18 protein-coding genes are annotated in these 25,062 nt (G+C 55.8%); 15 read left to right on the top strand and 3 right to left on the bottom strand.

Translation table 11 applies throughout. The features are described 5' to 3' along the window. Position 1: 1 nt before the first annotated feature. The 6 genes from rpoC to CRO08_RS08165 all read left to right on the top strand — a co-directional run bounded on the left by rpoC (position 2) and on the right by CRO08_RS08165 (position 8,764). The gene (rpoC, locus tag CRO08_RS08190; RefSeq protein WP_097035854.1) at positions 2-4,450 is read left to right on the top strand and encodes a DNA-directed RNA polymerase subunit beta'; all 4,449 of its coding nucleotides are present in this window, start codon (positions 2-4) and stop codon (positions 4,448-4,450) included. Between the two features lie 69 nt (positions 4,451-4,519). Further along, on the top strand, positions 4,520-4,909 hold the full coding sequence (gene rpsL, locus CRO08_RS08185) for a 30S ribosomal protein S12 (protein ID WP_072809591.1): 390 nt from the start codon (positions 4,520-4,522) through the stop codon (positions 4,907-4,909). Positions 4,910-4,920: 11 nt separating this feature from the next. Beyond that, positions 4,921-5,397, top strand: a complete 477-nt coding sequence (gene rpsG, locus CRO08_RS08180; RefSeq protein ID WP_073115195.1) for a 30S ribosomal protein S7 — start codon at positions 4,921-4,923, stop codon at positions 5,395-5,397. A gap of 554 nt (positions 5,398-5,951) precedes the next feature. Further along, complete coding sequence (locus tag CRO08_RS08175) at positions 5,952-6,707, top strand: hypothetical protein (protein ID WP_097035853.1); 756 nt, start codon at positions 5,952-5,954, stop codon at positions 6,705-6,707. Positions 6,708-6,725: 18 nt separating this feature from the next. Beyond that, positions 6,726-7,742, top strand: coding sequence for an FISUMP domain-containing protein (locus CRO08_RS08170; RefSeq protein WP_097035852.1), 1,017 nt, complete (start codon positions 6,726-6,728; stop codon positions 7,740-7,742). A gap of 215 nt (positions 7,743-7,957) precedes the next feature. After that, positions 7,958-8,764 (top strand): hypothetical protein, encoded by an 807-nt coding sequence (locus tag CRO08_RS08165; protein WP_097035851.1) that lies wholly within the window; start codon positions 7,958-7,960, stop codon positions 8,762-8,764. A 5-nt stretch (positions 8,765-8,769) separates the two neighbouring features. Here CRO08_RS08165 and CRO08_RS08160 read toward each other — a convergent pair whose 3' ends face one another. Further along, positions 8,770-9,972 carry a glycoside hydrolase family 26 protein gene (locus CRO08_RS08160; protein WP_097035850.1) on the bottom strand — a complete coding sequence of 401 codons (1,203 nt, stop codon included), beginning with the start codon at positions 9,970-9,972 and terminating at the stop codon, positions 8,770-8,772. A gap of 232 nt (positions 9,973-10,204) precedes the next feature. Between CRO08_RS08160 and CRO08_RS08155 the strand changes: the two genes are divergently transcribed. The 9 genes from CRO08_RS08155 (at position 10,205) to CRO08_RS08115 (ending at position 23,072) form a co-directional block, all read left to right on the top strand. After that, complete coding sequence (locus tag CRO08_RS08155) at positions 10,205-11,296, top strand: hypothetical protein (RefSeq protein WP_097035849.1); 1,092 nt, start codon at positions 10,205-10,207, stop codon at positions 11,294-11,296. 115 nt (positions 11,297-11,411) lie between these two features. After that, positions 11,412-12,818 carry a phosphopyruvate hydratase gene (gene eno, locus CRO08_RS08150; RefSeq protein ID WP_097035848.1) on the top strand — a complete coding sequence of 469 codons (1,407 nt, stop codon included), beginning with the start codon at positions 11,412-11,414 and terminating at the stop codon, positions 12,816-12,818. 387 nt (positions 12,819-13,205) lie between these two features. Further along, positions 13,206-15,032, top strand: coding sequence for an ABC transporter substrate-binding protein (locus CRO08_RS08145; RefSeq protein ID WP_097035847.1), 1,827 nt, complete (start codon positions 13,206-13,208; stop codon positions 15,030-15,032). A 24-nt stretch (positions 15,033-15,056) separates the two neighbouring features. Beyond that, a complete protein-coding gene (locus tag CRO08_RS08140) occupies positions 15,057-16,442 on the top strand; it encodes an ABC transporter permease subunit (protein WP_097035846.1) in 1,386 nt (461 codons plus the stop codon). Positions 16,443-16,444: 2 nt separating this feature from the next. Beyond that, a complete protein-coding gene (locus tag CRO08_RS08135) occupies positions 16,445-17,290 on the top strand; it encodes an ABC transporter permease (RefSeq protein ID WP_072809570.1) in 846 nt (281 codons plus the stop codon). Between the two features lie 11 nt (positions 17,291-17,301). Further along, entirely contained in the window at positions 17,302-18,306 is a 1,005-nt protein-coding gene (locus tag CRO08_RS08130) for an ABC transporter ATP-binding protein (protein WP_097035845.1), read from the top strand. Further along, positions 18,296-19,105, top strand: a complete 810-nt coding sequence (locus CRO08_RS08125) for an ABC transporter ATP-binding protein (RefSeq protein ID WP_097035844.1) — start codon at positions 18,296-18,298, stop codon at positions 19,103-19,105. Before CRO08_RS08130 ends, CRO08_RS08125 begins: the two co-directional genes overlap by 11 nt. Positions 19,106-19,290: 185 nt before the next feature. Then, on the top strand, positions 19,291-21,093 hold the full coding sequence (locus CRO08_RS08120) for a glycoside hydrolase family 9 protein (RefSeq protein WP_255252297.1): 1,803 nt from the start codon (positions 19,291-19,293) through the stop codon (positions 21,091-21,093). Between the two features lie 248 nt (positions 21,094-21,341). After that, entirely contained in the window at positions 21,342-23,072 is a 1,731-nt protein-coding gene (locus tag CRO08_RS08115; RefSeq protein WP_097035843.1) for a DUF4832 domain-containing protein, read from the top strand. A 123-nt stretch (positions 23,073-23,195) separates the two neighbouring features. Here the strand turns inward: CRO08_RS08115 and CRO08_RS08110 are convergent, their stop codons facing one another. Then, positions 23,196-24,437: a protein-disulfide reductase DsbD gene (locus CRO08_RS08110; protein WP_255252296.1), complete on the bottom strand. Its 1,242-nt coding sequence runs from the start codon at positions 24,435-24,437 to the stop codon at positions 23,196-23,198. A gap of 97 nt (positions 24,438-24,534) precedes the next feature. Then, positions 24,535-25,017 carry a protein-disulfide reductase DsbD domain-containing protein gene (locus tag CRO08_RS17350; RefSeq protein ID WP_255252295.1) on the bottom strand — a complete coding sequence of 161 codons (483 nt, stop codon included), beginning with the start codon at positions 25,015-25,017 and terminating at the stop codon, positions 24,535-24,537. Between the last annotated feature and the right edge of the window lie 45 nt (positions 25,018-25,062).

Genomic DNA, 25,062 nt, shown 5'->3' with positions numbered 1-25,062 from the left:
TATGTCCGAAGAAATGATGGAAGTACAAGACAACGCTGGCGATATTTCGATTCATCTCGCCGCACCGGATCTTATCCGTTACTGGTCTTTCGGCGAAGTCACGAAGCCGGAAACGATCAACTATCGTACGTACAAGCCGGAACGCGATGGTCTTTTCTGCGAAAAGATCTTCGGACCTGTCAAGAACTGGGAATGCAACTGCGGTAAGTTCAAGCGCGCCCGCTACAAGGGCGTGATCTGCGACCGCTGCGGCGTCGAAGTGACTCACTCCCGCGTCCGTCGTGAACGCATGGGCCACATCGAACTCGCCATTCCTCTCGCACACACCTGGTTCGTCCGTAACCAGCCGTGCGTGATTGGCGCCCTCCTCGGCCTCAACACCAAGGACCTCGAACAGGTTATCTACTACGAACGCTATGTCGTTATCGACAAGGGCGACGCCGAACTCGAAGAGAACCAGCTCATCGACGAAACGACTTACCAGGACCTCGTCGCCGAAGGCCGTAAGTTCGACGCCCGCATGGGTGCTTCCGCCATCAAGCTGTTGCTCGACCGTCTCGACCTTACCGAACTTTCCAAGAAGCTCCGCGACCAGGCTCGCAGCAACTCCAGGACCAAGGTGGACGAAGCCATCAAGCACCTCAAGGTGGTCGATGCCTTCCGCAAGTCCCAGATGGAAAGTTTCCGCAACTACTACAACAACCCGAAGGCTGCTTCTGATCGCGATACGGGTAAGGCTTGGCTCAAGGGCCTCGCTGAAGCCGTTGCTGATTTCAAGGCCGATTACGAAGCCAAGAATCCGGACTTCGTTCTGGCCGAAGCCTACGAGGCTTTCCGCAGGGATTACCCGAACGAGGCTCGCCTTCTCGCGAATCAGCCTTCCTGGATGATTCTCGACGTGCTTCCGGTGATTCCGCCGGACCTGCGTCCGCTCGTTCCGCTCGAAGGCGGCCGCTTTGCGACCTCCGACCTGAACGAACTCTACCGCCGTGTCATCAACCGCAACAACCGCTTGAAGAAGTTGATTGACATCCGTGCCCCTAACGTTATTCTCTGCAACGAAAAGCGCATGCTGCAAGAGGCCGTGGACCAGCTGTTCGACAGCGGTCGCCGCAGTGCCCGTGCAGGTGGCGCACGCCCGATGAAGAGCCTCGCTGAGCTCCTGAAGGGCAAGCAGGGTCGCTTCCGTATGAACCTCCTCGGTAAGCGTGTGGACTACTCCGGCCGTTCCGTCATTGTGGTGGGCCCGGAACTCCAGATGCACCAGTGCGGTCTCCCGAAGCGCATGGCCCTTGAACTTTACAAGCCGTTCATCATCCAACGTTTGGAAGAAGACGGCATCGTCTACACGCTCAAGTCCGCTAAGAAGTACGTGGACGCCGAACGCCCCGAAGTGTGGGACATCCTCGAAGAGATTATCGAGGACCACCCGGTGATGCTGAACCGCGCCCCGACGCTTCACCGCTTGGGTATCCAGGCGTTCTACCCGAAGCTTATCGAAGGTAACGCCATCCGCCTCCACCCGCTCGTCTGTACCGCATTCAACGCGGACTTCGACGGTGACCAGATGGCCGTGCACCTCCCGCTTTCTTTCGAAACCCAGCTCGAATGCCGCGTGCTCATGCTGTCCTCGAACAACATCCTGCACCCCGCTTCCGGCCAGCCGATTGCCGTGCCGGGCCAGGACATCGTGCTTGGGCTCTACTACCTGACCAAGCCGCGTCCGGGCCGCAAGGGCGAAGGCATGCATTTCTTCGATGCTGCCGAAGCCATCCGCGCCTACGAGAACGAGGTTGTCGACCTGAACGCTACCGTGTACCTGAAGCTCCCCGCGGGCCGCAAGATCTACATGGGCGCCCTCGAGAAGGATTGCGTGTGCGTCCGCGAAATCGCTGACGACAACGGCAATATCGAGGAAAACGTCAAGGCCGGCGAAAAGGTCAAGTTCCTTACCCTCAAGGAACCGAACGTTATCAAGACGACTGTCGGTCGCATCATCTTCAACGAGTTCGTTCCGAACGAACTGGGCTACGCGAACGAAACCTTCGGCAAGAAGGTCATCGCGAAGTCCATCGACGACCTGTACCGCCGTACCGGCAACCGCGTGACTGTCGAATACCTCGACAACCTCAAGGCCAACGGTTACAAGTGGGCAACCCGCGCCGGTTCCTCCGTGGCTATCGCCGAAATGGTGATTCCGGAAGAGAAGCAGGCCATGCTCGATGCCGCCACCCAGAAGGTGAACGAAATCCGCAGCCTCTACGAAGACGGCGTGATTACCGACGGTGAACGTTACAACCAGATTATTGACGTGTGGTCCAAGACCACTAGCGACGTTGCTGCCAAGCAGTGGGATTTGCTTTCCCACGACCGCGACGGCTTCAACCCGGTGTACATGATGGCTGACTCTGGCGCTCGTGGTAGCCGCCAGCAGATTATGCAGCTGTCCGGTATGCGCGGCCTGATGCAGAAGCCTATCAAGCAGCTCGGCGGTCAGGAAGTTATCGAGAACCCGATTAAGTCCTGCTTCCGTGAAGGCCTTAACGTGATGGAATACTTCATCTCGTCTCACGGTGCCCGTAAGGGTCTTGCCGATACCGCCCTTAAGACGGCTGATGCTGGTTACCTTACCCGTCGTCTCGTGGACGTGGGCCAGGACCTCGTCGTGACCGAAGCTGACTGCGGTACCACCAACGGCATCGAAGTTTCCGCCTTCAAGGACGGCGACGATACCGTGATCCCGCTGGAAGAACGCTTGCTCGGTCGCGCCCCCGTCGAAGATATCAAGCACCCGGTTACGGGCGAAGTGATCGTGAAGGCTGGCGAACTCGTCACCGAACGTGACCTCCCGAAGATTTCCGCAACCGGTCTCGAACACATCAAGATGCGTTCCGTGCTCACTTGCGATTCCCGCACCGGCGTGTGCTCCAAGTGCTACGGCCGTATGCTGGCGTCCGGTCGCCCCGTCGACCTCGGCGAAGCTGTCGGCGTGCTTGCTGCCCAGTCCATCGGTGAACCGGGTACGCAGCTTACCCTCCGTACCTTCCACATTGGTGGTGCTTCTTCTCGCTTGACTGTCGAGAACAACAAGAAGGCTATCGTGGACGGCCGCGTGGAACTCGAACAGCTCGTTACTGTCGAACACGAGGGCCAGAAGGTCGTTACGAGCCGTATGGCGGAACTCGTCATTTACGACACAACAGGTATTAACAAGGGTCGTTACCAGATCCCGTATGGCGCAATCATGTTCGTCGAGAACAACGCCCAGGTCAAGAAGGACCAGGTGATGTTCGAATGGGATCCGTACAACAGCCCGATCATCACCAACGTGGCCGGTAAGGTGAAGCTTGTCGACCTCGTTGAAAACAAGACATTCCGCGTAGAACGCGACGAGAACACCGACGTCGAAACGTGGGTCGTGATTAGCGAAAAGCACGGTGGCAGCGCAAAGCAGCTCCGTCCGGCTATCACCGTCCTCGACGCTTCCGGCAACAAGGTCGGTAACTCCATGCTTCCGGATGGCGCCATCCTTACGGTTAAGGACGGCGACATGGTGGCTGTCGGTTCTACGGTTGCGAAACTCCCGCGTGCCGCAGGTAAGACCCGCGACATTACCGGTGGTCTTCCGCGCGTGGCCGAACTCTTCGAAGCTCGCAAGCCGAAGAACACTGCGGTTCTTGCCCCGATGGACGGTCTCGTCTCTATGGGTAACGAAGTTCGCAACAACCAGGAAGTTATCATCAAGAGCGATACCGAGGAAAGGAAAGTGCTGGTTCCCCGCGGTGTCCACTTGGCTGTTAACGAGGGTGACCGCGTCCGCGCTGGCCAGAAGATTAGCGAAGGTAGCGCCGATCCGCACGACATCCTCGATATCCTCGGTCCTGAAGAAGTGCAGCGTCACTTGGTGAACGAAATCCAGGCGGTTTACCGTCTGCAGGGTGTGGCTATCGCAGATAAGCACATCGAATGTATCGTCCGCCAGATGATGCGCAAGGTCCGCATTACCGCTTCCGGTGATTCCGACCTGCTTCCGGGCGAGGAAATTTCCAAGGCTCGTCTCCGCGCCGAAAACGACCGTTTGCGTGCGCTGGGCAAGCAGCCTGCAGATTACACGCCGATGCTCCTGGGTATCACGAAGGCTTCCCTCGCGACAGACAGCTTCATCTCTGCCTGCTCGTTCCAGGAAACCACCAAGATCCTTACCCGCGCTTCTATCGAAGGGCAGGTTGACCCGCTCCTGGGCCTCAAGGAGAACGTGATCATGGGCCGTCTCATTCCGTGCGGTACTGGTGCCCGCCACCTGAGGAACGTCCAGGTGACCGATGCCGATGCCGAAATGGAAGAACGCCGGCGTTTGCAGAATGTACAGGCCGAATACAGTTCCTCCGATACCGGAATCCAGATGCAGGATTTCGATATGGGATCCTCTGACGAAGAAGATGTGGACTAATTTTGGCCATGTACTTGAAAACTTTGGAAAAAAAACTATATTTGCACTCCAAAATCTAGGAGATTAATAGTGCCTACTATTCAACAGCTCGTCCGCAACGGACGTGAACAGATCAGCAACAAGACCGCTTCCGTGGCCTTGAAGTCCTGCCCGCAGAAGCGTGGCGTTTGCACCCGTGTCTACACCAGCACTCCGAAGAAGCCGAACTCTGCTCTTCGTAAGATTGCCCGTGTGCGTCTTTCCAACAAGATGGAAGTTACGGCTTACATCCCCGGCGAAGGACACAACCTCCAGGAACACTCCATCGTGCTCATCCGCGGTGGCCGTGTGAAGGATGTTCCGGGTGTTCGTTACCACATCATCCGTGGCGCCCTGGATACCCAGGCCGTTAACGGTCGCCAGAACGGTCGTTCCAAGTATGGTGTTAAGAAGAAAGGCGCCGCTCCGGCAAAGAAGTAAGGAAGTAGAATATGTCTAGAAGAAGAAAGGCTCTCCATCGCTCCATCCTCCCGGATCCGCGTTTCAAGTCCACTCTCGTGACCGAACTCGTCGGTGTCGTGCTCAAGCAGGGCAAGAAGACCATTGCCGAACAGATCGTTTACACCGCCCTCGATGAACTCGACAAGAAGCTCGAAGGCAAGGAAACCGCTCTCGAGAAGTTCGAACTCTGCCTCGAAAACATCAAGCCGCGCGTCGAAGTCAAGTCCCGCCGCGTCGGTGGTGCGAACTACCAGGTTCCTATGGAAGTCGCTCCGGACCGCGCCAAGGCTCTCGCCCTCCGCTGGCTCCTCGATGCCGCCCGTAACCGCAACGAACCCAACATGGCCGACCGCCTTGCTGCCGAACTCGTTGCCGCCAAGAACGGTGAAGGCAACGCTGTCCGCAAGAAGAACGATACGCATAAGATGGCCGAAGCCAACAAGGCTTTCGCCCACTTCCGTTTCTAATTCTTGCCTTAGCACAGAATTATCCTAGAGAGAGGCTCGCTTACAAAGCGAGCCTTTTCTGTATTGTCATCCTGGAGCCCTGGAGCGTAGCGATAGGGCGATAGGATCTATGGTTTTTATAATGTTTGCTCCGATGACGGCCTTGCACGCTCACACAATCACTTCGTTCCAGTGTTCGCTTTGCAAGGTCCTCATCTACGCAAAGAAACACAAGAGAGTGCTCCGGCAGAAAATAGTTTGTTGCTTTTTCACGAGCAGGAATGTTTATACCGGGAGGAAACCCTTGTGACTGTTAGTCCCTGCGGGTTTCCTAAAGCGACCGCTCGTTCGTCATTTCAGATAGAGAACTTCCTGTTTCTCACTCGCTCTCGCCATCGCGGCTCGTTGATACGAGTCGCTTTTGGCTCACACAACAGCTTGTTATTTAGTTTTTAAACGGTTTGTATAAGCACTTTATCCCCGTGTTTTTTCCTGTTGTCGGCGGGTTGGGCGGGGGGTGTTCTTTCCCAGGAAAAATGAATTACATTTAGGGTGTTACCTAAAGGGAAAGAGCATTGAGATTTAGTTTATACATAGTCATTTGCGCCTTGTTGCTGGCCTTGCCGGCGGCAGCCGAGATTATGCCGGACACAAACCTTGTCGAGGGGCAGTTCGGACACAATCCCGAATTGGCTACCCGCAGGCCGGAACCTGTCCTTGATACGGCAGTCATCGACGGCAAGGAAGTTGAAATCCGCAAGTACGTCTTCAATGCGTCGCGTGAAGCGTTCCTGAATATGGACACGTCTTCTAGGGCGTCCCTGTTGTGGTATTGGAATGCGGAAGGGGTTGCGAGATACCCTATAGAGACCGTCGTCGACTTTTATAGATGCTGGTCATCGGCCGATTCCGACCCGGAATGTCGCATCGAGTTCCTTGATGCTGGCGATAAGCCTATAATGGCGAGCGATGTCGGGGACACCTACGTCAAGGATGGGATGCCTAGGGACTTGTCTAGAGACCAGTGGAGGGGCTGGATAAACATGCAACTGGGGGACCAGATAAATTCTGTGAAGTCGATCCACATGTATAAGGACGAGAAAATGGATTTGCTTTGGGGATTGTATGGCGGCATTATGGGTGGGGCCTTCACGGCTCTGGCGGCGATGATTGCCGAATTCCCGATTGCGTATGCGATGGACAAGCCGTACGACTGGAAGGACGTGGGCTGGATAACGCTTGCGGGTTTTGTCGGGTTTACGAGCTATAGCGTAATACACATAGCCGTAACGAGGAATACGCGGCGACTGGATGTCACGATCAAATTCTAATTTGTTATATTGGGTGGTATGAAAAAGAGTTTATTTGTAATCTTTTGTTTTGCCTGCAGTGCGTTCTTGCTTGCCTGCGGCGATGACGGCTCCACGACCGCCGTCCTGGACAATCCCTACGCGGACGATGCGTCTTCTTCAAGCGAGGCGCTTTCGGACACTTCGGGTTCCGGGCGTTCTTCATCAAGCTCGTCGCTTTCCTCGTCATGTTCTGCGCGAGATTTGTCGAGCGGCGTCGAGCGATCCTCTTCCAGCGAGAAGGTTCAGTCCTCTTCTGGCGAAAAGTCGGGCGTTTCCTCGAGCAGCGTCGCATCTTCCGAATCAAAACCGCAGTTTTCCAGCAGTTCCAGCGCTCCTGCGGAACGGCCCGAAAGTTCCTCCAGTTCCGTGGATGCAGGCGATTCCACCCTCACGTATGAGCGTGAATGCGGGTCGCTGGTGGATGCCCGCGACGGTCACACGTATTGCACGGTGACAATCGGGACGCAGACCTGGATGGGGGAGAACCTGGACTACGATGTTCCCGGGTCCGCGTGCATCAGGGACAGTCTTGCCAATTGCGAAAAGTTCGGGCGCCTGTACACGTATGCCCAGGCGATGGGCCGCGCCGAGAATGAATGTGGCCCGGGCTGGATGTGCAAGGGGAACTTCCCGCTGTCGCCGGGGATATGCCCGGAAGGCTGGACTGTCCCGACCCAGAAGGACTGGCTGACGCTGGAGGCCTACGTCGACAAGCACAATGGAAGCGAACCCGTGTATATAAGCCTGATGGCGAAACCCGAAGACAGCAAGCGTGACGATATCACCATAGGGTCTGACCTTTCCGGATTCCGCATTCTTGTGTCGGGCATCTACGACCCGACGGTGGAGTCGTTCTCCGATAGCACTGTCGGGTTCTGGTCGTCTACCGAGGAGAGCGTGAATCACGCCTACCGTTTCGGTTTTGACCTGTACAACTTCGATATATTTGACCTGCAGCTCCCGGCATGGAAAAAGGCGTACCGCTACGTGCGCTGCATCCGGAACAAGGAATAGGGCGCATTTTTGCATTAAGCCTGCGGAAAGTTCCTTGTTGGCGCGCCCGATACAGACTAAAATGCCTTTGCGGGCCCGTTTGGTCTGTATAAAATTACTTTGTTTGCGATGAAATTGGGGCTTTGGGGCCAGCGTACAGACTAAAATACAGTTGTCGTGGCATTTGATCTGTTTTTTTGTAGATTTACTTTACTTGTATTGCATTAGGAGGATTTATGGGAAACGTTTTTAAGAATTGCATCTTGGCGGCTTGTGTTGTTGCGGCGGGCGCTTCGGCCGAAGGGCTTTATCTGGAGGGCTCCTTGGGCATTGCCAAGGCGGACTATGTTGAGCAGGAACGCCCCCGCAGGTTGCAGCAGGCCTATGACCATGTGGGGGAATGCCTCGGCATTGAGGGTTGCGAGGATACGGGGCCCAGCGGGGAATATGCGCCACGCGACAAGGTGGAGTACGTGGGCTATGGCCCCGTGCTTGACCTGAAGGTAGGTTATGGTTGGGAAAAGCTGGCCGTATTTGGCGTCATTCAGGGGACTTACACCGAAGGGTTCCATAATTTTGACTGCTATGTGGTGGGGGAGCCCGTGGAATACACTGGCGACGATGACGGCTATGCATTCCACAATCATTGGGTCGAGCATGAGGAGTATATTCGTTACAGTGAACTCCATTCCCTTTCAACGAGGCTGTTCCTTGGAGGCGGCTTTACGTTCTACCCCTTTGCTAAAAAGGAATCGCCCCTGACGGGATTCCATGCAGGCGCGTCGTTCGGCTTCTCCATTATCGAAACCCAGGTAGACGAGGAAAAGAACGCCGTAAGGGACCGTAATCACGGTGCTATGGAAATTTCAACGTTGACCCAGAGCATCGTCTTCGATGTCGGTCACACGTGGGCCTTTAACGAAAGGTGGAACATGGGTGTCGCCTTGACCGCCGCGTTTGAAAATCCGGTCGAATCGGAAAAGGAATACAGCATGTTCAACCTCCACACCGTCTGGGCGGGGTTGCGGTTCGTGAGGAAGTGATTCCCTTATCGCAGTACGTTTAGCCTGTAGATGCTGCGCGTGCCTGCCTCGGGAACGTCCAGCGCGTGCTCGCCCGGGGTAAAGTGCCGCACGGTGCTCTGCCACAGGATGCGCCCCTGATGGTCGAATTGCACGACGCTCGCGGTTATGGCGCGGTCAATCTGCAAAAGCAACTTGCCTCCCTGCTGCCGGAACGAGAACTTGTCTGTAATCCCGCCGGTGCGTATGGCGGTGGTGCTGCTGGAACTGACCGAACTCGACGATTCGATAACCGCTTCGCTGCTCGAAGATTCGGGCGCCATCGCCTTCATCTTCGCGATGCCCGCCTTCCATGCGTCAACGGCGGCCTGCGAAGTGTTGAGTGCCCAGTCGCCCTCGTTCGCTTCTTTGCTCTGGCTGAACCACATCACCGCGAATACGCGCGAGAAGTCCGTGGCGAAGTGCTCGAACATGTCGGTAATCCATTCGGCTTTGTTTCCGCCCAGTTCGGAACTCGAGATTTCGGCGATGAAGAGCGGCTTGTCGATGTTCGCAAGCGCGTTGTACGCCTTCTTGAAAACCTGCGAGAACGTCTGCCAGCTGGACCAGCTCTGGCATTTGCCCCAGTTGTAGCCGTCGATGGAGATGTAGTCCACGTAGTCGTCGCCGGGGTAGTTGCCCGTGAGCGTGGTGCCGCTGCCCTGGTTCGAGGCGTTGGTGGTCCATACCCACTTGACGTTCGTGACGCCTTCTTCCTTGAAGATTTTCACGATGTGGCGGAACGCCTCGGCGACGTTCGCGTCGGTATTGCCGGCGCCCGATTTTCCTACCCCCCAGTCATACCAGTCTCCGTTCGCTTCGTGGAGCGGCCTGAGCCAGATTTCGTCGCCGAAACCCTTGACGCCCTTTGCATATTCACGGATGTAGTTGTCGGCCTTGCCGTTCACAAGTTCCTGCGCGTTGTAGCCGTTCGCCATCCAGGTCACCACCAGCGTGGAGCCGTTGTTCTTCGCGACGTTCGCGTACTGCGCGGTCGCGTTCCAGTCGTTGATGTCGAAGAGTGCGAAGTAGCTGATGAGGTCGAGGTGTGTGCCCTGCAAATCCTGGAACGCCTGCACGTTCTGCTGTGTGGGCTGCGGGTATTGCCCGGGGCCGCCGACCCATGCGCCGACCTGGAATGCCATTGCCGCTACGGGTGCGAGAATCATCGAGAATAGGAACTTGTTCATAAATGCCTCCGGCGGGCTTCCGTCCGCAAAATGTTCCCATACGCCTTAAAGATAGATTGTGCAGCCTGCACGGGCTATTTTCTAAAACGGATGTTTATACCAAAGTGTATCTAGTGTTTTAGAATATCCTGGAGTTCCCCGATACTGCCGCAAATTCACATTGTCCGAATAAGATTCTCCAAATAGGAACACCCTCTTTTTTCTAGTTTGTTTGGTAATTAGGGATTGCTGTATGAAAATTTTGAAATTGTGTTGGCTGCCGGTTCTATTGATGGCGATGCTCCTTTGCGGGTGCTCTTCGGAGAGGGTCGAGTCGGAGTCCAATGTGGCGGAATTTTGCGCAGTTGTCACCGGAAAAAATACATACAACCTTCATCTTGTCAAGAATATCGAAATTCCTTGGGATTCTTCTTGGGATATTCCAAAGGTGATTCACGAACGTTGTATCCGTTGGGATTATCATTTTAGAGTAAGTCCGCCAACTAAGTGCGTAGAGGGCGAATTGTGTCCATTGATTGGTGGCGGAGGTGGAGGCATTTGTACCTCTACAGGTTCGGCTAGGGATATACAGGTTCCGCTGCCGGAGCGGAGACTATTCCTTAAAAATGATATTTACGCGTGGGCGTTGAAAAGGTTCCCTATGGTCGATGCCAAGGATTCTCTTGTCACTTATTTCGGGAAAGAGTTTGATGGGCTTTGGAGCGCGAGTTTACAAGGTGGCCCTAATCTGGAGGCAAAATTCAAGGCGAAGATTGTCGGTTTCTGCGATACGCTCCCTCCTGTGGCCGAGTATTGCGTTCTTCGCGGGGATACGCTAGAATTGCGGTTGGTGGAAAATGTGGATTATATCGAACCCCAGACTTTTTATGAAGGAAAGTCGGGGAATATATGCCATGGAGGCTTCCGGAGCGAAAAGACTTTTACGCTGGATTTGGGAAAAAATGGAAAGGTTTCAAAAGGGCCGTTTGTCGAGGAACTTTCTTGCGACGGGGATGTTCCTGTAGATGCAGATGTGAATATTGGTATTCCGGAAATTATTGTTTTGGATAGGCTCCAGGATGTGCCTGCTGAGGGTGTTGTCCATGGTAGTTGGGAGGCTAGCCTGACTTGCAATTCGGAGTACATAAAGAGGGTATTGCCTTTTAGCATTAGGATAGTGGGGGATTGCCCTGAAGTGGAGCGAAACCACTGGCTTAGCCATGAAGATGTAACGGCAGATAGGTGTCAAAGGGTTGGCAGTTGTGACAATGGTTGTGAATGGGACGAAAACGACAAACGGGTTATGGAAATACTTTCGGAGGAGGAGTGTGCCTCTGATAATTGATGGCAAAACCCATCCCTTTTTACCCCCTTTTCTCTCGTCTTTCGTCTTTCGTCTTTCGTCTAATTTCTATATTTTACACCGCAAAATTTTTCACACTAAACCAAAAGGCTAAAAAATGGCTTCTAAAATCAAATCCGTTGTTGCCCGCCAGATCCTCGACTCTCGCGGCAATCCCTCTCTCGAAGTTGATGTTACCCTCGAAAACGGCGTGAAGGGTCACGCTGCTGTCCCGAGCGGTGCTTCTACCGGCGAACGCGAAGCTTGCGAACTCCGCGACGGCGACAAGAAGACCTACTGCGGCAAGGGCACGCTCACTGCTGTGAAGAACGTGAACACCAAGATCGCCAAGAAGATCATCGGCATGGACCCGGCCAAGCAGACCGAAGTCGACGACGCCATGATCGCTCTCGACGGCAACCGCATGCTCAAGAACAAGCTCGGTGCAAACGCTATCCTCGGCGTTTCCATGGCTGTTTGCTGCGCCGCTGCTAACGACGCCAAGATGCCTCTCTACCAGTACATCGCCAAGCTCCATGGCACCAAGAAGCTCACGCTCCCGTGCCCGATGTGCAACGTGATCAACGGCGGTGCTCACTCCTCCGCTCCGATCGACTTCCAGGAATTCATGATCGCTCCGGTTGGCGCAAAGACTTTCTCCAAGGGCCTCCAGATGGTCACCGAAATCTTCCACGCCCTCAAGGCTGTGCTGAAGAAGGCCGGCTTCGACACCACCGTTGGTGACGAAGGTGGCTTCGCTCCTGGCGTGAGTATCAAGCCGGCTAAGAACAAGTTCGGTTACGAAATCACTGGCGTGATGACCCTCGAAAAGGCTCTCGACGCCCTCAAGGCTGCAACCACCAATGCCGGTTACAAGTTCGGCACTGACATCAAGATCGCTCTTGACGTTGCTTCTTCTGAATTCTGCGACAAGAACACCAAGGCTGGCAAGCCGGAAACCTACACCTTCAAGAAGAGCACCAAGAAGACTGTCAAGTCTGCCGACATGGTGAAGCTCTACGAAAAGCTCATCGACAAGTACTCCATCTTCTCCATTGAAGACGGTCTCGACGAAGCTGACTGGGCTGGCTGGAAGGTCATGACCGACAAGCTCGGTGGCAAGATCAACCTCGTGGGTGACGACCTGTTCGTTACCAACCCGACCATCTTCGACGAAGGCATCAAGGCCGGCATCGCCAACGCTATCCTCATCAAGGTGAACCAGGTGGGTTCTGTGTCCGAAACTCTCGCCGCCATCAAGCGCGCTCAGAACGAAGGCTATGCTCCGATCGTTTCTCACCGCTCTGGCGAAACCGAAGACACCTTCATTGCTGACCTCGCCGTCGGTACCGCCGCTGGCCAGATCAAGACTGGTTCTCTCTCCCGTACGGACCGCGTTTGCAAGTACAACCGCCTCCTCCGCATCGAAGAAGAACTCGGCAAGGCTGCCGTGTACGCCGGTGACCCGCGCAAGGCTTGCAAGGCTGCTCCCGCCAAGAAGTGCGGCTGCAAGAAGGCCAAGTAATTTCTTAAACCATTAGAATTACTGAAAGAGGCGTCCCTATCAAGGGACGCTTCTTTTGTATGTAATGCGTTCGCGGGTGAAAATCGCGCGTTTACTTTGTTTGAAATCTTTTGTCGAAAAACCTGTAGCGGGTTTACGGCCTACCGGATGTTCTTGTGGCAAGAAAGCGGCCTTTTCTCTACTTTGTAAATTCCTGTAAACATTTGTGTTGTTAAAGAATTGTGGATAGCCTGTGCGGTGGTTCTTACTTGTGCCCTGGACCGGCCTCTGTGTCGCCTTGTAAACGTAATTTTTAGGTCGGGGAGGCAACAAACAAAACGTTTAAATCTATATTAGAATCCGAATTTCATCAAAAGTCGTAAATAGGCTTACAATAAGAGGATACACATGATCGGAATTAAATCGATTGTCAAGACTGTGGCCGTTGTTTCGGCAGCAGGTGCCCTTTTCGGGTGTGATAGCAGCAGCGAGCAGCAGGCCGCCGAAGGCGCCCTGCCCCGTCAGCAGACGCTTTACTTGTCTGGCCAGCAGTGGGGTGCCCCCGCTACGTTCAACCCGCTCGCGGAAAGCTGGATGGCTGCATGGCCGGTGGGTGGCCGCTTCAACCTGGTGTACGAACCGCTCGTCACCTACAACACCCTGAACGGTCAGGTCGAAGCCCTTCTTGGCACGCTGGTTCCCGAACTTTCCAACAACGACAGCATCGTGATTGACCTGAACCCCGCCGCCAAGTGGAGCGACGGCAAGCAGGTGAACTCCAACGACGTGAAGTTCATCTTCACGAACGGTTCCATCAACACCACCGAACAGATTTCCGCAATCCATGTGGATACCCTCAAGGCCGAACCGGCAGCGGCGGACGCTCCCGTTGCTGAACGCATTTCCTTCATCGTTGCCAAGGACAAGCGCAACAACCCGCTTTCTGTGATGGACCTCCTCCAGGCCATCCGCATCGTGCCGGCTCACGTGTTTGAACCGCTCGTTGCCGAAAAGGGTCTCGACGAAGTGAAGAAGCTCATGATGGACAAGAACCCGGTCGTTTCTGGCCCGTACACCATCAAGGACTACTCCGCGAACAAGATTATTCTCGAACGTCGTGACGACTACTGGGGCAACGCCGCTCTCCACGAGGGCAAGCTCCCGGCTCCGAAGTTCATCGTCCACCCGATTTACAAGAGCAACGAGCACAACACCATCGCTCTCCGCAAGGGTGAACTCGATGCTTCCATGTCCTTCATTCCGCGTATCGGCGACCTCAAGAGCGCCGGCGTGCACACCTGGTTGAACGACGCTCCGTTCTTCACTCCGGGCGCTATGCCGATGCTCATGATCAACACCATGAAGGAACCCCTCAACGACAAGCGCTTCCGTCGTGCCCTCGCTACGGCCATCGACTACAACGCTATCCGTCAGTTCGCCCTTTCCGGTTACACCTCTCAGCTGCAGCCGGGCCTCATCATGCCGACGAACCTCGAAGGCAAGTACATCAACGCCGAAGACCAGAAGGTCGGCGTGAAGCTCGACATTGTTGACGAGGCCGAACGTCTCAACACCGTGAAGGCCATGCTCTCCGAAGCCGGCTACAAGTCTGTGTTCAAGGATGACGGTTCTCTCGACCACATGGAAAACGCCAAGGGCGAAAAGATCCCGACCCTCTTCATTACCTCTCCGGCCGGCTGGACCGACTGGGAATCCATCGTGAACATCGCTGTCGAAGGCATGCGCAAGGCCGGTATCGACGTTCGTGAAGGCTTCGTGGATGGCGGTCAGTACTGGCCTGCCATGGGCACCGGCAACTTCGACCTCATCATGCACAAGCCGACTGCCGACGTGTCTCCGTCTCTCCCGTGGAGCCGCTTCAACGAAGTCATGTCTAGCCGCGACTGGCAGAAGCTCGGCGACTGGGCCGGCACCAACATCGGCCGTTACAACCAGCCGGGCACCAAGGAATTCCGCCCCGAAGTGGACAAGCTCCTCGCCGAAATCCCGCTCATGACCGACGAAGCCAAGAAGGCTGAAGCCTACCGCGAACTCAACAAGATCTTCATGGAAGACCAGCCGGCGATTCCGCTCGCTTACCTCCCGGAACAGTACTACGAGTTCAGCGACAAGGTCTGGACCAACTGGCCCTCTGCAGAAAACGCCTACGCCCCGGCCCAGCTGCCGTGGATCGCTTCTGGCACGAAGGTCCTCTGGAACCTGAAGCTCAAGTAATTCAAAGGAATAAAAGGACTATAAATGCTTAAACAGTATCCTATGCTACGCTATGTCCTGCAGAAGGCGTTCTGGTACTTTCTGACGTTTGTCGTAGCGGTTGCAATCAACTTCACCCTGCCGCGCATGGGTGAAAACAACCCCGTCGATATCATCATGGGTAAGGCCGCCCAGGGGCTCTCTCCGGAGCAGGCCAAGCTCAAGAAGGAAACCTTGCTCAAGGCATTCGGCATGGCCGAACTTGACGATCAAGGCAACGTTGTCTATGAACCTGAGGTCGACGAAAACGGCCAGGTCAAGACAGTGAAGGTCCCCAAGCTCGATGAAAGTGGCAAGCCCGTGTTCAGGGTGGTCAAGGACGTCGATGCCGAGGGCAACCCGGTTATGGTCGAACGCCAGAAGGTTGACGAACAGGGCAATCCGGTTTTCGAAGAGAAGCCGGTTCTCGACGCGAAGGGCAAGCCCGTGATGGAGAAGGACCCGAAGACCAAGAAGAAGGTCGCGAAGGTCGAGACTGTCGCCGTCATGGAGCAGGTCCAGGCCGAGCATCAGGATACGGTCATGGTTGATCAGGTCGTTCTCAAGACCGACCCGAAGCTTGCTTCTGGCCTTTCGCAGTTCTTTGTCTATATCAAGAACGTCTTCAAGGGTGACCTCGGCCTTTCTTACAGCCAGTACCCGAAGCCGGTTACCGAGATTATCAAGGAATCCCTCCCGTGGACCCTCGCTATCCAGGCCCCGACCATTATCCTCGGCTGGATTGTCGGTAACCTCCTCGGTGCCTTCGCTGCATACAAGCGCGGCATCTTCGACAAGGTGTTCTTCCCGTGCGCCATGTTCCTCAACGGCGTGCCGTTCTTCGTGTTCGGTATGCTCCTGGTGGCGCTCTTCTCCATCACGCTCGGCTGGTTCCCGGCCATGGGCGCCTACAGCCCGGATATTCCGGAACTTACCTTCACCTGGAACAACATCAAGAGCGTCGGGTTCTACTACGTGCTCCCGTTCTTCTCTGTGTTCCCGATTCTTCTTTCGGGCCAGGCAACGGGTATGCGTTCCATGTCCATTTATGAACTCGGTACTGACTACATGAAGTACGCGAAGTGGCTGGGCCTCCGTGAAGGCAAGATTATCAGCTACGTGTTCCGTAACGCCATGCTTCCGCAGCTCACCGGTCTTGCCCAGTCTCTGGGTTCCATGGTGGGCGGCGCCCTCATTACCGAAATGATCTTCTCTTACCCCGGCCTCGGTATGGCGATGCTCACCGCCATCCAGCAGAACGACTACGCCACGATTCAGGGCTGCACGCTCATGATTTCGACCTGCGTGCTCGTCGCTAACTTCGCGGTCGACGTTTTGATTGCAATCTTTGACCCGCGCGTCAAGGCCGGTCTCCAGATGGGAGGTAAGTAATCATGGGTAAACTTCTTAGAAATCTTCTCAAGTCCCCGATGTTCGTGATCGGCGTGTCCATTTTTGTGCTGTCGCTTTTGATTGCGCTCTTTGGACCTCTCTTCTATCACGTTGACATCAACGCTCGCGACATGATGGCTGGCCCCTACGCCGGTTCCAGCGCAGACCACCTGCTCGGTACCGACCACCTCGGCCGTGACTACGTGTCGCTCCTGATTGCGGGTCTCCGCTCCTCGCTCTATGTGGGCCTGGTTGCCGGTGTCATCGCTACGACTATTGGTGTGCTTGTTGGTTTGTTCGGCGGTTTCCGTGGCGGCTGGATTGACGAAGTCCTGAACATGCTCACGAATATCTTTATCGTGATTCCGCAGTTCGTGATTCTCGTGCTCATCAGCTCTGCCGTGAAGGATGGCCGTTCGCTCACGCTGATTGGCCTTATCATCGGCCTTACCGCCTGGAGCTGGTCTGCCCGTGCCGTGCGTGCGCAGGCATCCTCCTTGCGTAGCCGCGACCACATCGCGCTCGCCCGCATCAACGGTGCATCGACGCTCACCATCGTGCTGAAGCATGTGCTCCCGTACCTGCTTTCGTACGTGTTCATGGTGTTCATCATGCAGGTGTCCTCGGGTATCCTTTCCGAAGCCTCCATCTCCATGATTGGCCTCGGTCCTCTGGATTCCACTTCCCTCGGTATCATTCTGAACCAGGCGAAGGACAACGGTGCGCTTTCCGGCGGTATCTGGATTGCGTTCCTCCCGGCGACCATCATTATTACTCTCACGGTTTTCGCGCTCTACCTCATCAATACTTCGATGGAAGGCGTGTTTAACCCCAGGCTCCGCAAGTAAGAGGTAACGAAATGGCAGAAAATGTTTTTGAAGTAGATAACCTCAGCCTGTATTACTTGGGCCGCTTCGGCGATAAGACCCATGCCGTGACGAACGTGAGCTTCTCCATGAAGCAGGGCGAAATCCTCGGCATCGCGGGCGAATCCGGATGCGGTAAGTCGACTCTCGTGTCTGGCCTTATGGGCATGTGCATCCCGCCGCTTTACCCCGAAGGCAAGAGCGACGTGCGCGTGTGGAACGGCACCAAGATGGAATCGCTCATGAACCGCAAGGTGGAAGACGTCCGTGCGAACGTCTTGGCCCAGAAGGTCTCGATGATTCCGCAGGGTGCGTTCAACGCCCTGAACCCGGTCCGCAAGATTAAGGACATCGCCGCCGACGTGATTGCCGCTCACCAGCAGCCCGGCAAGAAGCTCGACCACAAGGAAATTTACGACCGCCTCTGTGAACGTTTCGACCTGTTCGGAATGGACACGAAGCGCGTGCTCGATTCTTACCCCATCCAGCTGACCGCCGGTGAACGCCAGCGTTCCGTTATCGGTATTTCCACCCTGCTCAACCCGCAGATGGTGATTGCCGACGAACCGACTTCCGCCCTGGACGTTTCGACCCAGAAGGAAGTGATCAAGATGATTTTCGATCTTCTTGACAAGGGCATCTTCAGCACGATGATCTTCATTACCCACGAACTTCCGCTCCTGTACCACGTTGCAGACAACATTGCAATCATGTATGCCGGCGAATTCGTGGAAAAGGGCACTGCGGAACAGGTCGTGAAGGACCCGCGCCATCCGTACACGCAGGCACTCATGGGCGCCATGCTCAGTACCGAGGCAAGCCAGCGTGGCCGCCACCCGGTGGCTATCGAAGGCGCTCCCCCGAGCCTCAAGAACAAGATTGAGGGTTGCCGCTTCGCCCCGCGTTGCAGCAAGGCCAAGGATTGCCAGTTTAAGAAGAACACTCAGAATCTCCGCGTTGTCGGCGATCGTGACGTGAGGTGCGATTATGCTAAGTGATAAGCCCGTTGTTTTCTCTGCCAAGCGCATCAGCAAGGACTTTGGTGCGGGCAAGAGCCTGAAGACCGCCGTGAAGGATGTTTCCTTTGATATCTATGACGAGGAATTCATCTCCATCGTGGGTGGTTCGGGCTGCGGCAAGTCCGTGCTCGCAAAGATCATGCTCGGCCTCTACAAGCCGACGCGTGGCCAGTTCCTTTACCGCGACAAGCCCATCAAGAACCTGAAGGACCACTGGAACGAAGTCCAGTCCGTGTTCCAGGACCCGTTCGGATGCTTCAACCAGTTCTTTACTATCCGTAGCCAGCTGGAAGACGCCCTGAACATCTTGAAGGACAAGCCCTCCAAGGACGAAATCCGCCGCCGCGTGGACGAAGGCCTGATGGCCGTGAACGTGATGCCTGCCGATATCGAAGGCAAGTACCCGTTCGAGCTTTCCGGTGGACAGATGCAGCGTATGCTGTTGGCCCGTATCTTCGCGCTCCGCCCGAAGGTGCTGATTGCCGACGAAGCTACCTCCATGGTGGACGCCTGCGTGCGTGCAAACATCCTCGATTACCTCCGCAAGTTGAAAGACGAGCTGAAGATGACCGTGGTGTTCGTGACACACGATATCGGCCTTGCGAACTACGTTAGCGACCGTATCTTCATCATGCACGATGGCAAGATCGTGAACCAGGGTACTCCGGCAGAAGTGCTCGACAACACGACCGAACCGCATACGCTCCGCCTGCTGGACGATATCCCGGAAGTCCACAAGACCGAATGGATCAAGAACAGCCACCGCAGCAAAAAGTAATGCGATAGTGTCATCCTGAGCGGACCCTGGAGCGTAGCGATAGGGGAAGCCGAAGGATCCAGGCAATTAAGGAAACCCGACTCGCTTGAGCCGGGCTTCTTTTGTTTGGGGAGATGTTTTCACTTGAAAACGGGAAATGCCCTTGAACGGTTCCGGTGCCTGGTATTTTTAGGTATATTCTGGGTATGAGTGTATACAAGAATGTGTCTGATGTGCGCGCGGTCGCTGTTGCCGCGCTTTCGTTGTCTGCAGTTTCTGCCTTCGCGGGCCCTCTCGTGAACCAGCTCGGGTATTACCCCGATGCCGAGAAGACGGTCGTGTATCCGGGTAACGACGCGAGCGGCCTCGAGGTGCGCGACATGAACGGGAAGACGGTGCTGACCCTCAATGCTCCCGATGTTTATGACTGGGATTACAGCGGCGAGGAGGTGCAGACCTTCGACATCTCTGCCATCAAGACTCCGGGAACCTACCGCCTGTTCCGTTCCGGCGCCTACGTGGGCAACCCGATTGCGGTCGGGAAGGGCGTCTACGGCGACCTCGTGAAGGCTGCCCTCAAGTGGTTCTACTACCAGCGTGCAAGCATGCCACTCGAACCGCAGTACGCGGGCAAGTGGGCGCGCGCCGCGGGCCACATGGATGACAAGGTGATTGTTTACGGGAGCGATGCGGCGACGGCGAAGACGTTTGCCGAGGCGACCGGCGCGAAGAACGTGGCGAAGAATCCGAAGACGCAGGTAATCAAGTCGGACCGCGGCTGGTACGATGCTGGCGACTACGGCAAGTACATCGTGAACTCGGGCATTACCGTATGGACCCTGCTCGAGATATACGAGAACTTCCCGAAGTATGCGGATTCGCTCTCCTGGAATATCCCGCGTGAATTCGGCAATCTCCCGCTGCTGCTGGAAGAGGTGCGCTACAACCTGGACTGGATGCTTACCATGCAGGACAAGGACGGCGGCGTGTACCACAAGGTCTCTACGCTCAAGTTCTGCGGGAGCGTGCAGCCCGAGGACGATACGGCCCCGCGCTATGCGATTATCAAGAACGTGACCGCGTCGCTCGACTTTGCGGGCGTGATGGCGCAGGCGAGCGTGGTGTACCGCAAGTTCGACAAGGCGTATGCCGACAAGATGCTCAAGGCTGCGGAAAGCGCGTATGCCTGGGCGAAGAAGAACCCGAAGGCGTTCTACAAGCAACCTTCCGACGTGAACACGGGTAGCTATGCGCCCGGTAACGAAGACGGCAAGGACGAGTTCCGCTGGGCCGCTGCCGAACTTTACCGTGCGAAGGCTGTTGCGGGCGCGAAGGGCGACAAGGCTGCCGCTGGTTACCTGAAGGACTTGAAGGGCAACGCATTCTCGCCGAATGGAGCCTGGTGGGGCGACATGAACATGATTGCCGCGTTCCGCGTGGCGCTCGATTCCGCGAACTTTGACAAGGACCTGGTTGCTGCCGCGAAGAAGACCGTGTTGAACGAGGCGAACAACCTGCGTGCCGTGGGCGACACGAGCGCCTACCGCCTGCCAGCATTCCCGTGGAGCTGGAACTGGGGCTCTAACAGCGCAATGGCGAACAACGGCATGGTGCTGGTGCATGCCTACCTGATTACCGGCGACAAGAGTTACCTGGATGGCGCGCAGCAGTGCCTCGACTACCTGCTGGGCAAGAACCCGATGGACATTACCTACGTGACGGGATTCGGGTACAGGAGCCCGCGCAACCCGCACCACCGCCCGAGCGAATCGGATTTCGTGGACGACCCCGTGCCGGGAATGCTCGTGGGTGGCCCGCACCTGGGTAAGCAGGACATTAACCTGGATGGCAAGGAACCCTGGAAGTGCCCGAACTATGCCGCAGCCGACAAGCCTGCGCTTGCCTATATCGATGACCGCTGCAGCTACGCGACCAACGAGGTGGCCATCAACTGGAACGCGCCGCTTGCGTACCTGGCCGCCGCGCTCGAGGCGATTTATAACAAGTGACACCCATTCGCTATGCTCAGGGCAGGCTCCGTGTCATCCTGAGTGAAGTGCGAAGCACGGAATCGATATATGAAACTTCGCTCTTTAGAGCGTTAGTTGAATTAGGTTCGAAGGAGCAGGATCTATTTAGCGGGTAGAACTTAGAAGATTGTCATGCCCGGCTTGACTGGGCATCTTCTTTAGAGAAAAAAATATATATTACGGATATGGCTTGATGCCGTGTCCGTTTTTTTTATTAGGGGGTGTCGATGAAGAAGATTTCTGAGATTACGCGGAATGTCGTGCAGATTGCCGTGCTCGGCATATTCTTGTTTGCGACGGCACCGCTCTTTGCGGCTGGCCTCGTGAAGCAGTCTATCGATACGACGGATGCGATGGCGACGCTCGAAAATTTTGACCGCGGGTTCTATACGCCGCAGGTGTTGCATTTAAAACCTTCGGGCGGCAAGCCGATTGAAAAACCGTATGGCAAGCTGTTGCACTTGCGTGCCGAAATTTCGGAATTCAGCAGCAATGCGTGGCTCTCGATTGACACGACGGGTGGAAAGCGCGATACGGTGCGCGGCGTTAGCCAGGACTTGACCGAGGACGCCCTGAATGTTTTGCAGCAGACCTTTGACAACATTCGCAGCTTTGGCGGGCACGTAATCGTGCGCATCTGTTACGACCCGTGGTACAATGGTCGCAGCAACGTGACGCCGGCTCACGAGTGGGTGCTGAAGCACGTGGAACAGCTCGCTCCTGTGCTCTCGAAGAATACCGACGTGATTGTAGCGCTCGAGATGGGCATGCACGGCGCCTACGGCGAGATGCATTCCGACACGAGCATCACTTATGATCGCGTTGCCGAAGCGGTGAACATGATGCTGCGCAACACTCCACCGGAATTGAAAATTCTGACCCGCACAGGAAACTACTCCGCGAAGGTCTTGGGCTTTGACAACTGGGGTGTAGACTTCCACATCGATGGCGAGAAGTTTGCGGAGATTGCGAAGGCGAAGGGTGATACGATGTATCGCGTGGGAATGTTCAACGACGGCTATTTGGGAACGCAGTACGATTACGGTACCTGGGGCGCGGATTGCAAGACTTCCATCTGTCGCGAAGAGGGAGTGGCCTGGCTTGAAAAGTACAGCATCAACACGCCCTATGGTGGCGAGGCTCTCACAACGGCGAGCGGTTACGAGGTCATCAATACGCCGGAGTTTCTTGCGTACGAGGGCTTCCGTACGCATACAAGTTACCTGAACATCCAGTGGAACAACAACCTGATTGACAGCTGGAAAAAGACGCCGTTCAAGCAGAAGGATTTCGACTATGACCCGGCGCGTGTCGATTCGCTTTCGGGATTCAAGTATATCAACGACCACCTGGGCTATCGCTTCGTGCTGCGCGAATCGTGGCTGAGCGATACGGTGGGCGCCGACGGAATTTTACGTGCGAAACTGCGCATCCAGAACGTGGGCTTTGGCAACTTGACGCGGAAGATGAAGGTGTCGTTATATGTTCACGGAATGACTAATATCGGACCGCTAGATACAATCGCTGCACTCAATATCAATAAACCGCTTGAGCATGTCGATTTTATGAAGGTATATAGCCGTAAAATTGAAATCAAGGGTGCGGATACGGTGATGACGTTCGACGGAAACAACGAGCTTTCTATCGAGGCGGATGTGGGCTGTTTTTCGAACTGGTCTGGAGTCCGTTTGGATGTTGAATTAAAAGTTTGCAGTGAAAAGAACCCTGAGGATTGCATCCATTTTGCAAATAAAAATCCTTATGTGGGCAATTTAGAAAGCGATGCCTATATAGGAAGTTTTCTCATGGGAGAATGCGAACGGACAGGTCTTCCCCGCGTTATTCCGTCGAGTACTGAGCAAAAGCAAAACGCTCCCTTCGTTCAGAGGGAACGCAACAGCGTGATTATCCGTGACGGCGAAAAGCGCTACAAGTTGAACGGCGCGAAGGCGCGCTGACGTACGAGCCCCACTGAAGTTGCCCCGAGTTATACGCGCCGAAAGGCGCACGTGCACATAAATTTTTATGTGCGCGCTGGGAGGGTCTTAGGGAGGGGCCGTCGAACGAGCCCCTCCCTAGTCTTATTGAACAATCGCTTCCAGTATCAGCCCGCTCGTCAAGAGTTCCGGCAGTACGACCTGCTTGCCCTTGTCACCCTTCGGGTAAATGGCGTATGCGGGCACGCCCGACTTTCCCATGCTGTAGAGCAGTTCGTTCACTTCGGGCGTTTCGCGGGTCCAGTCCGCCTTCATGCGCACGACTCCCGCGCTGTCCAGCTTCTGCAACAGCGCCGGGTCGCTAAGGACGGCTGCCTCGTTCGCCTTGCAGGTAAGGCACCAGTCGGCGGTCGCATCTATGAAGATGGTCCTTCCGGCCTTCGCAAATTCGGCGACGAGCTGCGGGGAGTAGCGGTACCACCCGTCTTCGAGAACCTGCTGTGCCATGCGGGCATTGAAGCGGTCGCTCAGGACTTTTTCGTATTGCGGTGCGGCGAAGGCGAACCAGCCTGTGGCAAGGGCGATGGCCGCCGCGGCAAACAAGACCGCTTCGCGCCAGAACGCAACACCCGGCGGAGCGAATTTCCCGATGATGAAACTGAATACTCCGCTCACGAGGACAATGCCCAGGAATAGTACTACACCCGTGTTGCCGGCCTGCTGGTTCACAATCCACAGGAGCCAAGCGACAGTCGCGAGCAGCAGCACGCCCATCGCCTTCTGGAGCTTGACCATCCACGGGCCCGGTTTCGGGAAGACCTTCAGCACGGCGGGGAAGGCGCACACCAGCAGGTAGGGGAGCGCAAGCCCGAGCCCTGCGGCAGTAAAGAACAAGAAGAGTACGGGTGTCGATGCGGTAAACGCAAACCCCATCGCTGTCCCGAGGAAGGGTGCCGAGCACGGCGTGCTCAGCAGCACGAGTAGCGCTCCGGTAAAGAATGCGCCGACAAGCCCGGCCTTGTGGCCTGCGGCATCCATCTTCGTGGTGGCGCTACCCGGGAGCCAGACTTCGAACACCCCGAAGAAGCTCATCGCGAATGCGGTGAGGATGACGACCATGAAGGCGATAAACCCTGCGCTCTGGAACTGCATTCCCCAGCCCGCAGCGCCGCCGCCGGCCTTGATGGCGGCTACGATTCCGGCGAGCGCCCAGAAACTCGCGAGGATGCCTGCGGTCGTCGAAATCCCGAGGGCGACGAGCCTGCTTCGTGATTGCCCTGCCTGCTTTATAAGGCTGAACAGCTTGAGCGAAAGTACCGGCAGTACGCACGGCATGAGGTTCAGGATTATACCGCCAATGAACGCGAAGAACAGCAGGAGCGCCACGGCGGCGGCACCTTCCTTACCCGCAAGGCCGCCCTGACCCGCAGAGCCGTCGTTACCCGCGGCGTTGTTTAACGCCTGCGCGTCCCCGCGGAGCCGTTTAATCCCGCCCCGTTCCCTTTATCGTTTTTTTTAAGCTGCCTGCATTCCTTCCGATGCGAATGTCCACACTCGCGGGTGCAAGACAGATGGAGTTGTCGCAAGCCTGGTAGTGGAAGGTGGCGTTCGTGGTGAGGCTGTCGTAGCCGTCGGCCACCGCCTTCACGGGAATCTTTATCTGGAAGTGTCCCTTGAACACGAGGTTCTCGAATTCGAGCACTTCGTTGTATTCCTTGATGGGCTCGGGCCACTTGGGTTCGCCAAATTCAATCCCGCGGGCAGCGATCTCGATGGACGAGGGCTTCAGGAATTCGTCGGCTGCGACGTTCGCGTTTACGTGCCAGTTGTCGGGAACTACGATGTCAACAGTGACTTCTGACTTGTCAGAAAGCTTGCCCGCGGAGAACGCCATCGACGCTTCCGGGGGCTCCATCGCGTTCATGTTGAACTCTTGAGCCTGCGTTTTGGTAACAACTGTTGACAAAACCCCGAAAATGATGGCAAAAAAGCAACGGATTGATGCATAATT

Source organism: Fibrobacter sp. UWT3 (assembly GCF_900230125.1).
Lineage (GTDB): Bacteria > Fibrobacterota > Fibrobacteria > Fibrobacterales > Fibrobacteraceae > Fibrobacter.
Note: the sequence above shows the minus strand (reverse complement) of the source record. Positions and strands in the feature narration are given on the sequence as shown.

Bases quoted from the DNA above. Each gene is read 5' to 3' on its own strand.
- CRO08_RS08120 (WP_255252297.1), top strand. From the start codon at position 19,291: ATGAGTGTATACAAGAATGTGTCTGATGTGCGCGCGGTCGCTGTTGCC.
- CRO08_RS08140 (WP_097035846.1), top strand. From the start codon at position 15,057: ATGCTTAAACAGTATCCTATGCTACGCTATGTCCTGCAGAAGGCGTTC.
- CRO08_RS08135 (WP_072809570.1), top strand. From the start codon at position 16,445: ATGGGTAAACTTCTTAGAAATCTTCTCAAGTCCCCGATGTTCGTGATC.
- CRO08_RS08160 (WP_097035850.1), bottom strand. From the start codon at position 9,972: ATGAACAAGTTCCTATTCTCGATGATTCTCGCACCCGTAGCGGCAATG.
- CRO08_RS08165 (WP_097035851.1), top strand. From the start codon at position 7,958: ATGGGAAACGTTTTTAAGAATTGCATCTTGGCGGCTTGTGTTGTTGCG.
- CRO08_RS08115 (WP_097035843.1), top strand. From the start codon at position 21,342: ATGAAGAAGATTTCTGAGATTACGCGGAATGTCGTGCAGATTGCCGTG.
- CRO08_RS08170 (WP_097035852.1), top strand. From the start codon at position 6,726: ATGAAAAAGAGTTTATTTGTAATCTTTTGTTTTGCCTGCAGTGCGTTC.
- CRO08_RS08125 (WP_097035844.1), top strand. From the start codon at position 18,296: ATGCTAAGTGATAAGCCCGTTGTTTTCTCTGCCAAGCGCATCAGCAAG.
- CRO08_RS08145 (WP_097035847.1), top strand. From the start codon at position 13,206: ATGATCGGAATTAAATCGATTGTCAAGACTGTGGCCGTTGTTTCGGCA.
- CRO08_RS08155 (WP_097035849.1), top strand. From the start codon at position 10,205: ATGAAAATTTTGAAATTGTGTTGGCTGCCGGTTCTATTGATGGCGATG.
- rpoC (WP_097035854.1), top strand. From the start codon at position 2: ATGTCCGAAGAAATGATGGAAGTACAAGACAACGCTGGCGATATTTCG.
- eno (WP_097035848.1), top strand. From the start codon at position 11,412: ATGGCTTCTAAAATCAAATCCGTTGTTGCCCGCCAGATCCTCGACTCT.
- CRO08_RS08130 (WP_097035845.1), top strand. From the start codon at position 17,302: ATGGCAGAAAATGTTTTTGAAGTAGATAACCTCAGCCTGTATTACTTG.
- rpsG (WP_073115195.1), top strand. From the start codon at position 4,921: ATGTCTAGAAGAAGAAAGGCTCTCCATCGCTCCATCCTCCCGGATCCG.